The following is a 14,761-nucleotide window of genomic DNA, read 5'->3' on the forward strand; positions in this document are numbered from 1 at the left end:
TTTAGCAGGCGAACCCGATCTCGGCAAATGTGGGAACAGCCCCACACCTAATACTGCGACTGACGGGGCAGACGTTGTGACAGCTCATCCAGCAGCTTTTGCTCGCGTTTGTCCTCAATTGCCCGCGCTTCGTCGATATAGCGCTGTACCAGTTTGCGCAGCCCCTCGACCCGGGCAAACGCCTGCTGCCAGCTTTCGCGGGCCTTATCGAGGTTGTTCTGGTGCCAGGCCAGGCTTTGGCGCTGCTGGGCGACCGCCGTCTCCAACTGGTTGAGAAAGCCCTGATAGCCCATCAACCACTGGCCGGAAACGCCCTGGCTGCCGCGCTCGATCCACTGTTGCTGGTACTCGCCGCGAAAACGCTCCAGGTCGCCCAGCTTGCTTTCCGCCAGGCGGACCTGGCCTTGAAAATAGCCCAGCCGCTGGGCAGCGGTCTTTTCGGCCTTTTCGGCCATGTCCACCACCGGGGCCAGGCGCGAGGAGCGGGTGCTGGCCATGGCTTAGCCGCCTGGCGCCGGGGCGAAGATCGAGGCAAGGTGCGCTTCGCTTTCGCCCATGCTGATTTTGTCGTTGAGCCCCTGACGCAGGTACGTCACCAGTTGCGGCTGCAGGGCGATCGCCAGGTCGGTCTCACGATCGCCGCCGGCCACGTAGGCACCGACGCTGATCAGGTCGCGACTCTGCTGATAGCGTGACCACAACTGCTTGAAATGCTGCGCTCGCGCCATGTGCTCCGGCGTGACCACCGCCGGCATCACCCGGCTGATCGACGCTTCGATATCGATGGCAGGGTAGTGCCCCTCCTCCGCCAGGCGCCGTGACAAGACGATGTGGCCGTCGAGTACACCCCGCGCCGAGTCGGCAATCGGGTCCTGCTGGTCATCGCCTTCGGACAACACGGTATAGAACGCAGTGATCGAGCCACCCCCGGCCTCTGCGTTACCGGCACGCTCCACCAGCTTGGGCAGCTTGGCGAACACCGATGGCGGATAACCTTTGGTGGCAGGTGGTTCGCCGATGGCCAGGGCGATTTCCCGCTGGGCCTGGGCGAAACGCGTGAGCGAATCCATCAGCAACAGGACATTCTTGCCCTTGTCGCGAAAATACTCGGCGATACGTGTGCAATACATCGCGGCGCGCAAACGCATCAAGGGCGCGTCATCCGCTGGAGACGCCACCACCACAGAGCGCTTGAGACCTTCCTCGCCCAGGCTGTGCTCAATGAATTCCTTCACCTCGCGGCCCCGTTCGCCGATCAACCCGACCACGATAATGTCGGCCTCGGTAAAGCGCGTCATCATGCCCAGCAGTACCGACTTACCTACACCGGTACCGGCGAACAGGCCCAGGCGCTGACCGCGGCCGACCGTCAATAAACCGTTGATGCTGCGAATGCCTACGTCCAGCGGCGTGCTGATGGGGTTACGCTTGAGCGGGTTGATGGTGGGGCCGTCCATCGGTACCCAATCTTCGGCCTTCATGCCGCCCTTGCCGTCCAGGGCGCGGCCGGCGCCGTCCAGCACACGACCGAGCATGCTCATGCCCATGGGCAAGCGGCCGGTGTCGGCGAGCGGCACCACGCGAGCGCCGGGGGCGATCCCCGCCAGGCTGCCGACGGGCATCAGGAAAATCTTGTTACCCGAAAAGCCCATAACCTCAGCTTCGACTTGCACCGGGTGATAGCTGTCGTCGTTGATCACCATGCAGCGGCTGCCCATGGCGGCGCGCAGGCCTTCGGCTTCGAGGGTCAGGCCAACCATGCGCAGCAGGCGCCCTTCGAGGATCGGCTGGCCGGGCAACTCAGTGGCCTGGGCGTAGCTGCCCAGGCGCTTGGCGAAGCTGGTGCGATCAAGGCGCATCGGGGGCGTCCAGGTCAACGCTCAGGTCAGGTTCGGCCGGATTCAGGGCCTGCTCATGAAGTTGGTCGAAGAGCTTGGCCATGATCTGGGTGATACGGGTTTCCACCGTCGCATCGATACGGCTGTGTTCGGTTTCGACCCGGCAACCGCCAGGCTGCAACGCCGCGTCTTCGACGATGCGCCAGGTTTCTTCATGGCGCTCGCGCAGGGCTTTGACCTGCTCGAAATCCTGCGGGTTGATGTACAGCCGTACATTACCGACGCCCAACGGCAGCAGTTTGAGGGCTTCGCGCATCACACTTTCGATATGGCTGGAGTCGAGCACCAATTCGCGCTGGATCACTTGGCGGGCGATGTGCTCCACCAGGCCGACCATGGCTTTTTCAAGCTGGGAATCCTGTTCGGCGATGGGGTCGAACAGGCTGCCCATCAAGCGCTCCAGGCTGGCGAGCTTGACGCTCAGCGCCGCCTCGGCTTCCTGGCGCACTTTGAGGGTGGTACTGCGGAAACCGTCCTTTTCCCCAGCGGCGAAGCCTTCGTTGTAGGCCTCCTGGCGGATGGCTTCCAACTCTTCGAGCGTCAGTGGCTGGACGTCCTCCAGCGGCACCTCTTCCATTTCCGCAGGGGGTTCTTCGACCGGCGCGGGTTCAGGCTCCGGTACATGCGGATCGAAACTGGGCAATGACCAGATATCGAACGCACCGACATCCCGCGCGCGAATCAGATCGCTGGGCGTCTCATCTTTGTTCGACATGGGACGCGCCTTAGATCATTTCTTCGCCGCCCTTCCCGCCGAGAACGATTTCTCCGGCTTCGGCCATACGGCGGGCAATGGTGAGGATTTCCTTCTGGGCGGTTTCGACGTCGCTCACACGCACCGGGCCTTTGGCCTCCAGGTCGTCGCGCAACAGTTCGGACGCACGCTTGGACATGTTCTTGAAGATCTTCTCTTTGACGTTTTCGTCGGAGCCCTTGAGCGCCAGCACCAATACGTCCGAGGACACTTCGCGCAGCAACGCCTGGATGCCACGGTCGTCGACATCGGAGAGGTTGTTGAACACGAACATGAGGTCTTCGATCTGGCCGGACAGGGTGTCGTCGATCTCGCGGATCGAGTCCATCAGTTGGCCTTCCATCGAGCTGTCGAGGAAGTTCATGATGTCCGCCGCGCGCTTGATACCGCCCAGGGTGGTCCGCGAGGCATTGGAGTTGCCCGAGAACTGCTTTTCCAGAATCGTGTTGAGTTCTTTCAGTGCTGCCGGCTGCACGGTGTTCAGCGACGACACGCGCAGGATGATGTCCAGGCGCACTTTATGGTCGAAGTGACCGAGCACTTCACCGGCCTGGTCGGGGTCCAGGTAGGCAACGACGATCGCCTGGATCTGCGGGTGCTCGTAGCGGATCACGTCGGCGACCGCGCGCGGCTCCATCCATTTGAGGCTGTCGAGGCCGCTGGTGTTGCCACCGAGCAGGATGCGGTCGATCAGGCCGTTGGCCTTGTCTTCGCCCAGGGCCGAGGTGAGCATTTTGCGGATGTAACTGTCGGAGCCGACGCCCAGGCTGGTCTGGTCGCCGACGATCTCGACGAACTCACTCATCACCTGCTCGACTTGCTCGCGGTGCACGTTACGCATCTGCGCCATGGCCACGCCGACGCGTTGAACCTCTTTGGGGCCCATGTGGCGCAGCACTTGGGCAGCGTCGGTTTCACCCAGGGACAGCAGCAATACGGCGGCTTTGTCGACCCGGGAGAGCTTGGCAACAGCGGCTCGATTATCACTCATCTGCGTTGATCCACTCTTTCACGACCTGGGCCACACGGCCCGGGTCTTCTGCCACCAGACTTTTGATTGCGTTCAACTGAGCGTCATAACCTTCGCTCGGGCTCGGCAACAGGATGCTTTGCGGGCCGCCCAGGCTGACGCGGTCGTTGGCCAGTTCGCCATCCAGGCCGCCCATGCCACCCAACTCGACGTCGCTGCCACCGAAGGCCGCCAGTTGTTTCTTGCCGTGGCCGGTGATGTTGTTGAGCACCGGACGCAGCACGCCAAACACCAGCACCAGGATGAACAACACGCCCAGCACTTGCTTGACGATGTCCCAGAACCACGGCTGAGTATAGAACGCCGGGTCGGCGATCACTTCGCCACGCTCAGCGGAGAACGGCATGTTGATCACGCTCACACTGTCACCACGGCTGGCGTCGAAACCGACGGCGTCCTGCACCAGGCGGGTGAAGCGTGCCAATTCGTCGGCGCTCCACGGGGCGCGGGTTACCGCACCGTCAGCCGGGTTGACCTTGACCTGGTCATCGACCACTACCGACACCGAGAGACGATTGATTTTGCCCTGTTGCTGCTTGGTGTGGCTGATGGAACGGTCGAGTTCGAAATTCTTGGTGGACTGGTTACGCTTGTCCGCCGGGTACGGGGCGAGCATCGGCTGGCCGGTGGCCGGGTCCATGATCTGCTGACCATTGGCATCCAACAGCGGCTGGCCAGGTTGAATCGCGCCGGCAGTCGCGGCAGCGCCACCGGTGGTTTGCGGCGCCGACGCCGGGGCTGGAGGCTGGTTGCTCAGGGCGCCCGGCACACCTTGCGGGCCATTGCTGGCGGTGCGTTGTTCGCTGGTGGACTGCTCGCTGCGCAGCGCAGGCTGGTCGGGATTGAACTGCTCGGACGTCGACTCGACGGCACTGAAGTCCACATCGGCGGACACTTCAGCCTTGTAGCGGTCATTACCCAACACCGGTTGCAGAATGTTGTGCACACGTTGGGTGAGCATGCTTTCCATGCGGCGGCTGTAATCGAACTGCTTGCCGGCCTGGGTCAACGCGGAGTTTTCGGCCTGGTCGGACAGCAGGTTGCCCTTCTGGTCCACCACCGTAATTTGCGACTTGCTCAATTCAGGAACGCTGGTAGCCACCAGGTTGATGATCGCGAGGACCTGGCCAGGCTCCAGGGAACGACCGGCAAACAGCTCGACCAATACCGAAGCACTCGGTTTGCGTTCGTCACGCACGAATACCGAACTTTTTGGAATCGCCAAGTGCACACGGGCGCCCTTGACGTTATTCAGGCTGGAGATGGTACGTGCCAGCTCGCCTTCAAGGCCGCGACGGTAGCGGGTGGCTTCCATGAACTGGCTGGTACCCAGGCCCTGGTCCTTGTCGAGGATTTCAAAACCGATGTTGGCATCGGACGGCGTCACACCGGCGGCGGCCAGCTTCATGCGCGCACGGGCTACGTCGTCGGCCTTGACCAGCAGGGCCCCGGAGTTGGGCTCCACGGTGTAGGTAATGTCGGCGGCGGCAAGGGTTTCCATGATCTGCTTGGAATCCATGCCCGCCAGGCTGCCATACAGCGGGCGGTAATCAGGTTGCTGCGACCACAACACCACGGCAAAACCAATCGCCACGCTGGCTGCCAGGCCGACCATAAGGCCTACCTGACGCAACATGGTCATTTCGGAAAGGTTTTCCAGGAACGACAGGCCAAACAACGGCGGCTTGCCGTCTGCCTTGGCGGGTGCGTTGTCCACGACTGCTTCTGCCATGACTTAAATCTCGTCCTTAAACCGGCATCTGCATGATGTCTTGATAAGCCTGAACCAGCTTGTTACGTACTTGGGTCAAGGCCTGGAAGGACACGCTGGCTTTTTGCGAGGCGATCATCACGTCAGTGAGGTCCACGCCGCTTTTACCGATCTCGAAGGCGGTGGCCAACTGGTTCGATGCTTGCTGGGTATCACTGACCTTGTTGATGGCCTGACCGAGCATGTCGGCGAAACTGCTTTGGCCCAATCCCGGCGCTGGCGCGACGGATTTCGGTTGAGCCATGGCATCCATTTGCATGGAGCGCATATCCAACATCAACCGATTGAACTCAATACCCTGGCTCATGACCTTCTCTCTCTGACGACCCGCAATTTTTTGACACTATGCAGCGGTTACTACAGGTGGTAGCAACAAGGGTGCCAGATCCGTGGCGACTCGTAAGAAAAGGCGACAAACCATGTCGACCTACACGTTTGTCAGGTAGCGAAGAGATACGCTTCCACATCCATCCCGGCGTCACGCATCTGCGCCAGCTTGTAGCGCAAGGTGCGCGGGCTGATGCCCAGGCGCTCAGCCGCCTCTTTGCGACGGCCACGCTCGGCACGCAGGGTGTCGATGATCATCTGGAATTCGCGGCGCCGCAGGTCATCCCCGAGGGCGCCAGCCGATTCAGCTTCGGCAGTCACTGGCGCGGGCGCCAGGGTTGGCAATGGCGCAGCCGCACTGCCCATGGCCAGGCAGAAGTCCTGCGGCTGGATCACCCCGCCCTGCTGCAAAATCAGCGCACGCTGGATCGCATTGTCCAACTCCCGCACGTTACCGGGCCACGGATAAGCGATCAGGCAAGCCTGAGCTTCAGCCGACAGCCTCGCCTGGGCATGCTTCATTTTTTTGACGTGGTTGTTCAGCAGGCGCTCGGCCAGCGGGATGATATCGGCCGGGCGCTCACGTAACGGGCGCCAGGCCAGCGGGAAGACCGAGAGCCGATAGAACAGGTCTTCCCGGAAGCGCCCCGCCGCCACTTCGCCCGCCAGGTCGCGGTTGGTCGTGGCGACCACGCGGATATCCAGTTGAATCGGCTTGCGTGCGCCGACCCGTTCCACTTCACGCTCCTGCAAGACCCGCAGCAGCTTGGCTTGCAGGCCAAGGGGCATTTCGGAAATTTCGTCGAGCAAGATGGTGCCGCCATCGGCCTGTTCGAACTTGCCGGCCTGGGCCGCGATGGCACCGGTGAACGAGCCCTTTTCATGCCCGAACAAGGTGGCTTCGAGCATGTTGTCCGGGATGGCCGCGCAGTTGATCGCAATAAAGGGTTGCTTGGCACGGCTGGATTGTTGGTGGATATAACGCGCCAACACCTCTTTACCGGTGCCGGACTCGCCGGAAATCAACACGGTGGAATCGCTGCGCGCCACCCGTGCGGCCAGTTCGAGCAATTGCGCACTGGCCGGTTCAAAGGCTATCGGGCCTTCGCCTTCGGCGGCAGGCATCACCCCCAGGGCGTGCCGGGCAACCAGCTCCATCAAAGCTTTGGGCTCGAAGGGCTTGACCAGGTAATCGGCCGCGCCCTGACGCATGGCGTCCACCGCCCGCTCCACCGCCCCGTGAGCGGTCATCAGCAACACCGGCAGTTGCGGCTGGCGTGCGCGCAGCAGGCTGAGCAACTGGTGACCATCCATGCCCGGCATGTTGACGTCGCTGACCACCAGGCTGAATGCCTCTTGCTCGACCGCCTCCAAGGCTTCCTCGGCAGAACCGACCGCCCGGTAGTCATGGCTCGCCAACAGCAGCGTATCAGCCAATGCTTCACGCAGGGCGCGATCGTCTTCCACCAATAAAACCTTGATAGCCATAGTCCTTTTACTCCGCGCTTGCCGCGCTGGAAAACAGCGGCAAGGTCATCAATGCACAGGTGCCACGCCCCAACCGGGAACGCAGCTGCAATTCTCCCTGATGGGCACGTGCCACTGCCTTGACCACGGTCAGGCCGAGCCCGGTACCGTTGGTCTTGGTGGTAAAAAAGGGCTCGCCCATACGTTGCAGCACCACAGGATCGATACCGCTGCCACTGTCGCTGATGCACAAGCGCAGGTTCTGGTCGCGACGGTATAAGTGCACCTTGAGCCGCGCATTCGGGCCACTGGCCTGGATGGCGTTTTCAATCAAGTTGAGCAAGGCGCCTACCAGGGTGTCCCGATTGCACAGCAATTCGCCGAGGTGACTGTCGCACTGCCAGCGCACATTGACGTCCTGGATATGGGTGGCGGCCGACGACTGCAAGGATTGCATCAGTTCCGCCGGCGTGACGCGGTCGGTCATCGGCAATTCGCCACGGGCAAACACCAGCATGTCGCGCACCTGGTGCTCCAACTCGTGCAGACGCTCCTTGAGGCGCCCGGCAAAGCGCTGGTGAGTGGCGGCAGGCAATTGTTCATCAGTCAAATGACTGGCGTAGATCAATGCCGCCGACAAGGGCGTGCGGATCTGATGCGCCAGAGAGGCGACCATTCTGCCCAGCGACGACAAGCGTTCATGACGCGCCAGCTGGTCTTGCAGGTGACGGGTTTCCGTCAGGTCGTTGAGCAGCACCAACTGGCCGGGCTCGGCGTCAAGGGACCGAGTGGCAATGGACAGGCGGCGCCCGTCTTTCAAGGAAATTTCGTGGCCGTCGTCTTCACGCGGGGCAAAGCAGCGGGTGATCACTTCTCGCCATAACTCGCCTTCCAGCGGCAGGCCAAGCATCTCGCAGGCGGCCGGGTTGGCTTCGCGCACACGCCCCTGGTCGTCGATGACGATCACGCCACCGGGCAACAAGTCGAGGAGGTTTTGCAGACGGTTGGCCAGGCGCTCTTTCTCGGCCAATTCTTCCATGCGCTGGGCACTGACCACGGCCAGCTCGCCTTTAAGCTCGGAAACCCTGGCCTCCAGCAGGCTGTAGGAGTCGGTCAGTTGGCTGGACATCTGGCTGAACAGCGAAAACGCCTGCTCCAGACCTTGCCGGCTCTGCTGCTCTACAGACGGGACGCCCCCTATAAGATCTGGGGACGGAGATAGTTGGGCGGCGTGGGGCATCATGCTCTCTCGCTTGGCTGACCGTCAGTTAAACGGAACGTTGCGAGTGCTGTAGCAATACCCGTGCCGAAAAAAACCGCGGTGCCCGACTTCACCAATACAGTTCCGTTTTGACGAGTGACTGTTGCTGTCAGACAAGGCGCCGCGACGACTCATAGCTCGCTATGGGGAGGAGCGGCAACGCAGTATGACGGCAATAGGCGCCGTCATAACGGGACAGTATTGGTGAAGTCGGACACCCCAAATCAGCGGTTTGAAAAACAGGCGTCAATCATCCGCCTGTTCGTCACCTTCTTTGCGACTCATGCCGTACTTGCGCATCTTCTCTACCAGGGTGGTACGACGGATACGCAGGCGCTCGGCGGCGCGGGCGACGATGCCGTTGGCATCGTCCAGAGCCTGTTGAATCAGGCCTTGTTCCAGGTTGCCGAGGTAGTCTTTCAAGTCCAGCCCTTCCGGCGGCAGCATGGCAGTGGCACCGAAGTCCGGAGTATGGCCATTAATGGCCACGCGCTCCTCCATGTCACTGCGCAGGCTGTCCACCATCTGTTCGTCTTCATCGTCGACGTAGCGGAATTTTTTCGGCAACTCGACCACGCCGATCACACCGTAGGGGTGCATGATCGCCATGCGCTCTACCAAGTTGGCCAGCTCGCGCACGTTACCCGGCCAGCCATGGCGGCACAGGGACATGATTGCTGCGGAGTTGAAGCGTATCGAGCCGCGCTTTTCATGCTCCATGCGCGAGATCAGCTCGTTCATCAGCAACGGGATGTCCTCCACGCGCTCACGCAGCGGGGCCATCTCGATCGGGAAGACATTGAGGCGGTAGTACAGGTCTTCGCGGAAGCTGCCCACCTCGATCATGCTTTCGAGGTTCTTGTGGGTGGCCGCGATGATGCGCACGTCGACGCTCTGGGTCTTGTTGCTGCCCACGCGCTCGAAGGTGCGCTCCTGCAATACGCGCAGCAGCTTGACCTGCATCGGCAGTGGCATGTCGCCAATTTCGTCGAGGAACAGGGTGCCGCCGTTGGCCAGTTCGAAACGCCCGGCACGGCTGGTGATAGCCCCGGTGAACGCGCCCTTCTCGTGACCGAACAATTCGCTTTCGAGCAGCTCTGCCGGGATCGCCCCGCAGTTGACCGGCACGAATGGCCCGTCGCGGCGCTTGGAGTGATAGTGCAGGTTGCGCGCGACCACTTCCTTGCCGGTGCCGGACTCACCCAGGATCAGCACGCTGGCGTCGGTGTCAGCCACTTGCTGCATCATCTGGCGCACGTGCTGGATCGCCCGGCTGGTGCCGACAAGGCTGCGGAACAGGTTGGGTTCGCGGTGACGGCCGCGCTCACGGGCCTGGTCGTACATCTCGCGATAGACCTGGGCACGGTGCAGGGAATCGAGCAATTTGCTGTAGCTGGGCGGCATTTCGAGATTGGAAAGCACACGACGGCGCTGGTCTTCCGGCAGGTCCACAGAAGAAATATCGCCCATCAGCAACACCGGAAGGAACTCATCCCAGGTTGACAGTGTCTTTAACAAGCCCAAAACAGCGCCAGGAGCGTTTACCGTCCCGATCAGCACACAAATGACTTCACGGCTCGACGCCAACGAGCTGACAGCCTGCTGCCAATCATGGCTGCCGCAGGGCAAATTTTCTTCGCCAAGAAAATTCAAAATCACCGCTAAATCGCGGCGGCGGACGCTATCGTCATCAATCAGCAGAATTTTGGTTTCACGCCACATGCAATAGCAACTTCCCTAGTAAAACTTCCTGCCCCGGAATGAGAGCAATCAAGACGTCTGTAAGATTTATTACCTACTAGACGTCTGAAATCTGAAAACAGCACTAGTTAAGTCAAAAATGCTGGCACAGTCAAATATATGACGCGCCGTTCGGACCAACTGAGCCCCTGATCAGCCGAACAGATGGTAAACCTTTGATGCACTTTCCGCTCGATTGATCTGCGACATCTCTTCGAAAATCGCCTGGCGCTCCCCAGTCGTCACCTCAAGCAGCTGCTGATAAACCGCCAGCAGGCTCTCCAGTTTTTCCCGCAAGGCATCCTCGTCCACCGGCGCATTGTGGAGCGCCTCATCGATGACCGCACGGCAACCCATATCCAGCTCACCAATGGCATCCCAGTTACGCTCGGCCAATGCATCGACCAAAGCTTCGCGGGTCTCGTCAATCCGTTGCAGGGCGTGGCTCATGACATCATCCTCAGGCCCAGAGGCCTACAGTGTTGCAATACCGTCCCAGCCTTCCTTGAGCGTAATCATCAGGCCGGCTACTTCATCGATCATGGCGACATCGCTCTTGCTATTGGCTTCCAGCAGGCGCGTAGTCATATAGGCGTACAGATTATCAAGTTGCTGCAACGCGGCCGGATCGTCGGTTTTCTCCGGGTTCAGGCCGTCACGCAAACCGATCAGAATGTCGATCGCCTTGCCCAGCAGCAGGCCTTTTTGCGCGATATCACCACGAGCCATGGCGCCCTTGGCCTGAGCCATGCGATCCAGCGCGCCTTCCATCAGCATCTGGACCAAACGGTGCGGGCTGGCCTCGGAGACCTGGGCATGGGAATTGACCTTCTGGTATTGGCGAAGGGCTCTCATGGGATTCATGTTTCTACCTCGTGACAGGCAACAGCTAAAAAGAATGGGCTCTGATTATTATGTCGACGGCGTCGCAAAAAACTTTAAGCCGATGGTCTGGCGAAGGGTACGCCCGAACAAGGTAATCACCTTGCCGGGCGACCTCAGTGAGGATCAACTGGTCTTCGGATTATTCAGTGCGTTAAGCGTGGTCATGACGCTGGAGCGCTGGCTGGTGAGCTGGGCGACCAGGTTGTTCATCGTGGTGTACTTGGCCGTCAGGCTCGTCTTCAATGCCGCCATGCGCGCGGTCAAGGTGTCCTGCTGGCTTTGCAGGTCCTTGATGTTTGCCGACAGCGTCGATGTACGCGTAGCGAGAACCCCGGTGCCACTCAGCGCGTAGCTGTCGGTCGCGGACTTCATCCGAGCCAACAACCCATTGTCACCGTTGAAAATACCGCCAATGTCAGTGGGATTGGTCGCAATTGCCGCGCTGAACAACTTATCGTCGATGCTCAGCTTGCCGGTCTTCTGGTCAGTGTTCACACCAAACTGGGCCAGGGATTTCAACGAGCCCGTGCCACCCAATGCGTTCAGTTCGCTACGAACGGCCGAGGTCAGAGTACGCAGAGTGGCGTCGCCCGTCAGCGCAGCCGACGTGATGGAACCGTCGGCATTGGTGGTCACCGCGGTCTCCGTGTTGATCGCTGTCATCAGGGCGTTATAGGTGTCGACAAAGCCCTTGACCGAACTCTTGAGGGTGTCGGTGCTTCGCGCGATGGTAATGGTCGAACTCAGACGCTTAACGGTTGAGTCAGCGGGTAGCGGATCTGTAGAACCGGCAGGCAGAGGCGACACTGCCGTCAACTTGATGCTCACACCACTGATCGCGTCACCCAGGGTATTGCTCTTGGATTCCTGAGCGGTACCGTCAATGGTGTACTTCGCGTTCTGCGGCGGGGTCACGACAGAGGTTCCGGCTTCCAGGCCGGAGTTACCGCCGAGGGTAATGTCGGTGCCGACGCCGGTATTGGTCGACGTCATGACCAAACGGGAACCGGTGGCGTCAGTCAGGATGTTGGCACTCAAGCCAGCACTGCTGTATTGCGCGTTGATCGAGTCACGCACCTGCTGCAACGTCGCACCTGGCGGAACGCTCACACCATAGCTCTTGCCCGACTGGGAGATCTCCAAGGTGGTCGACGTAGTGCCGGTATTGACGACAGCCTTCGCCCCGGCTGCAAAAGTCTGGGTAGCGACCTTCGAGGCCGTCGCCAACTGATTGACCACCAACTGGTAGCTGCCCGCGGAGGCACCGGCGCCCAGCGTGATGGCCGATACGTTGTTATCCGAGGTCGTTGCCGACAAACCGCCGATACTGGCGTCTTTGGCCATGTTGTCCATAGCGCCGCGGAACGCATCCAATGCCGCTTGAATCTTGCCGATCGAGGACAGCTGGGCGGTCGACGTTTGCGTCTGCTTGTTGATCTGCGACTGCTTGGGTGCCTGTTCCGCGTTCACCAATGCCGTCACGATAGCTTGGGTATCGATGTTCGTAACCGGGCCGCTAACCGATATATCACCCATGACTGTTCTCCTGATCCGGGGCTGGCGCTTTCTTGACGGATGACGCCTTAAGAAGCGACAGCAACAAAATTCATGCCAGCTCAGACTTTCGCGTCAAACAGCACGCTACTGGCGTCGTGAAGGCTTTGTGCGAGCTTCAATGCGGCCTCCGAAGGGATCTGACGGATCACTTCACCGCTGTCGGTCGCAATGACTTTGACCACCACTTGATGGGTAGAGTCGTCGATTGAGAATTCCAGGTTGCGCTGGGCATCCTGAACAAATTTGCGAATATCCGCCACCGCCTGTTTAAGGTCGGACGGTTTCGAGTCCTGCTGGGTTTCGACCGCGGCAACCGCAGGCTTAACCTTGGTTGTCTGCGAGTCGTTGCTCACAGGGGCAGGCGCGCTCTGCGGCGGCGCCGCAGGATAAGACAGGTTCAACTTGACGCTCATGTCCATGTCCAGTCACCTCATCACGCAAAAGACAAAAGGGCACGTAAACGCGCCCTTCCGTCAGTCATCTGCCATTGGCTATTACTGAAGCAGCTTCAGTACAGCGCTTGGCAGTTGGTTGGCCTGGGACAGGATCGCAGTGGAAGCCTGCTGCAGGGTTTGTTGCTTGGTCAGCTGAGCAGTTTCTGCAGCGTAGTCAACGTCCTGGATCTGACCGCGAGCGGCGCTGGAGTTGTCTGCAATGCTCTGCAGGTTGGCAACGGTGTTGTCGAAACGGTTTTGTACAGCACCGAGGCCGGCACGCTGGGAGTCGATGTCCGAGATCGCCTGGGTGATCACGTCGATCGCGTTTTGCGCGTTGGCAGCGGTAGTAACGTCGGTGTTGTTGACGGTGGTTTTGGTGGAGTTGGCAGCGGTAGCAGCACCGGCAGCGAACACACCGGCTACACCAGCGCCGTTCAGCGCGTAGCTGCTGGAGGAGTTCAGCGAAACAGCACCGGTAGCAACGATAGCGGTGGCGGCCAGTGCAGTAGCAGTACCGTAGGTACCGTTGCCGTCTTTGGTTGCAACCGAGATACCAGCAGCACCGCCGTCACCAGCGTTGAAGGTCAGATTCTCACCGGTGTCGGACTTGACCGACAGAGCGTTGGTCGACGAATCGTAGTTAACGCTGATGCCCAGCTTGGCAGCGTTGGACGCCAGTTGGCTAGCCAGGTCGGAAGTGCTGGTCACGCCAGTGAACTGAACGGCTGCACCGCTGCCCACTTGCAGGGTGAAGTTAGCGTTCGGAGGAGTAGCAGCACCAATGGTAGCCGCGTTCACGGTGAACTGAGCTTCGGTGCTGGCGCTAGCAGCCAGGCCGCCGACGGCGCCGTTCATTTGAGCAGCGATCTGCTTGGCGGAAGCGCCAGCTGCCAGGGTAACGGTTGCAGACTGGCCACCACCGGTAACGGTGATCGCGCCACCAGCAATACCTGTTGCCGAAGGCGTCAGGGATTGGGTTTTCAGCTGCTGCGAACCAATGTTGTTGGCCGCAACGTTACCGATGCTCATGTCGATAGTCTGGTTAGCGTTAGCACCAACCTGGAACGAAGTAGTACCGAAAGAACCGTCCAGCAGGTTCTTGCCACCGAAAGTAGTGGTGGTAGCGATACGGGTCAATTCAGCGGTCAGAGCAGCGTATTGAGCCTGGTTCGACTTACGGTCTTCAGCGCTTGGCGAGCCGTTGGCGGATTGCAGAGCCAGGGTACGCATGCTTTGCAGGATGTTGGTGGACTGCTGCATTGCGCCTTCAGCGGTCTGAGCAATCGAGCTACCGTCGTTGGCGTTTTTGATCGCAACGCCCAGGCCGTTGATCTGGCTGGTCAGACGGTTGGAGATTTGCAGGCCGGCCGCATCGTCTTTGGCGCTGTTGATACGCAGGCCGGAGGACAGACGCTGCATGGAAGTTTGCAGGGCGCCGGAAGCCTTATTCAGGTTGTTCTGAACGGTCAACGAAGCAAGGTTAGTGTTTACTGTTAATGCCATGACGAAATCCTCGTGGGTGGTGTACTGCGGCTTCCGGCCCTGGCAACCGCCGGGTGTGGCCTAGAGAACCTTCGTAATAGTTATCGTCGTGAATGCAGGTCTCTTGAGGACTTTTTTGATTTTTTTTACTA

General features: G+C 60.2%; 14 protein-coding genes. All 14 read right to left on the reverse strand.

What is annotated here, in order from left to right; all coding sequences use genetic code 11:
• Positions 1 to 47: 47 nt before the first annotated feature.
• Positions 48 to 497, reverse strand: coding sequence for a flagellar export protein FliJ (gene fliJ / locus EXW71_RS07190; RefSeq protein ID WP_134656892.1), 450 nt, complete (start codon positions 495 to 497; stop codon positions 48 to 50).
• A gap of 3 nt (positions 498 to 500) precedes the next feature.
• Positions 501 to 1,859, reverse strand: coding sequence for a flagellar protein export ATPase FliI (fliI, locus tag EXW71_RS07195; RefSeq protein ID WP_123715580.1), 1,359 nt, complete (start codon positions 1,857 to 1,859; stop codon positions 501 to 503).
• Positions 1,849 to 2,613: a flagellar assembly protein FliH gene (gene fliH, locus EXW71_RS07200; protein ID WP_134656893.1), complete on the reverse strand. Its 765-nt coding sequence runs from the start codon at positions 2,611 to 2,613 to the stop codon at positions 1,849 to 1,851. Before fliH ends, fliI begins: the two co-directional genes overlap by 11 nt.
• A 10-nt stretch (positions 2,614 to 2,623) precedes the next feature.
• Positions 2,624 to 3,643: a flagellar motor switch protein FliG gene (fliG, locus tag EXW71_RS07205; RefSeq protein WP_123715578.1), complete on the reverse strand. Its 1,020-nt coding sequence runs from the start codon at positions 3,641 to 3,643 to the stop codon at positions 2,624 to 2,626.
• Complete coding sequence (gene fliF / locus EXW71_RS07210; protein ID WP_134656894.1) at positions 3,636 to 5,414, reverse strand: flagellar basal-body MS-ring/collar protein FliF; 1,779 nt, start codon at positions 5,412 to 5,414, stop codon at positions 3,636 to 3,638. The genes fliG and fliF overlap by 8 nt, the downstream gene beginning before the upstream one ends.
• Before the next feature lie 16 nt (positions 5,415 to 5,430).
• Positions 5,431 to 5,760 carry a flagellar hook-basal body complex protein FliE gene (fliE, locus tag EXW71_RS07215; RefSeq protein WP_123715576.1) on the reverse strand — a complete coding sequence of 110 codons (330 nt, stop codon included), beginning with the start codon at positions 5,758 to 5,760 and terminating at the stop codon, positions 5,431 to 5,433.
• A gap of 131 nt (positions 5,761 to 5,891) precedes the next feature.
• Entirely contained in the window at positions 5,892 to 7,268 is a 1,377-nt protein-coding gene (locus EXW71_RS07220) for a sigma-54 dependent transcriptional regulator (RefSeq protein WP_134656895.1), read from the reverse strand.
• 7 nt (positions 7,269 to 7,275) lie between these two features.
• Positions 7,276 to 8,487 carry a PAS domain-containing sensor histidine kinase gene (locus EXW71_RS07225; protein WP_134657868.1) on the reverse strand — a complete coding sequence of 404 codons (1,212 nt, stop codon included), beginning with the start codon at positions 8,485 to 8,487 and terminating at the stop codon, positions 7,276 to 7,278.
• Between the two features lie 267 nt (positions 8,488 to 8,754).
• Positions 8,755 to 10,230: a sigma-54 dependent transcriptional regulator gene (locus tag EXW71_RS07230; protein WP_123715574.1), complete on the reverse strand. Its 1,476-nt coding sequence runs from the start codon at positions 10,228 to 10,230 to the stop codon at positions 8,755 to 8,757.
• A 171-nt stretch (positions 10,231 to 10,401) separates the two neighbouring features.
• Positions 10,402 to 10,698: a flagellar protein FliT gene (locus EXW71_RS07235; protein ID WP_123715573.1), complete on the reverse strand. Its 297-nt coding sequence runs from the start codon at positions 10,696 to 10,698 to the stop codon at positions 10,402 to 10,404.
• A gap of 24 nt (positions 10,699 to 10,722) precedes the next feature.
• On the reverse strand, positions 10,723 to 11,112 hold the full coding sequence (gene fliS / locus EXW71_RS07240) for a flagellar export chaperone FliS (RefSeq protein WP_053257313.1): 390 nt from the start codon (positions 11,110 to 11,112) through the stop codon (positions 10,723 to 10,725).
• Positions 11,113 to 11,256: 144 nt separating this feature from the next.
• Positions 11,257 to 12,669, reverse strand: a complete 1,413-nt coding sequence (gene fliD / locus EXW71_RS07245; RefSeq protein ID WP_134656896.1) for a flagellar filament capping protein FliD — start codon at positions 12,667 to 12,669, stop codon at positions 11,257 to 11,259.
• Positions 12,670 to 12,749: 80 nt separating this feature from the next.
• The gene (locus EXW71_RS07250) at positions 12,750 to 13,109 is read right to left on the reverse strand and encodes a flagellar protein FlaG (RefSeq protein WP_060756047.1); all 360 of its coding nucleotides are present in this window, start codon (positions 13,107 to 13,109) and stop codon (positions 12,750 to 12,752) included.
• Positions 13,110 to 13,184: 75 nt separating this feature from the next.
• Complete coding sequence (locus EXW71_RS07255; RefSeq protein WP_134656897.1) at positions 13,185 to 14,630, reverse strand: flagellin; 1,446 nt, start codon at positions 14,628 to 14,630, stop codon at positions 13,185 to 13,187.
• Between the last annotated feature and the right edge of the window lie 131 nt (positions 14,631 to 14,761).

Origin of the sequence: Pseudomonas sp. BCA17 (assembly GCF_004519405.1) — a bacterium.
Taxonomy (GTDB): Bacteria; Pseudomonadota; Gammaproteobacteria; order Pseudomonadales; family Pseudomonadaceae; genus Aquipseudomonas.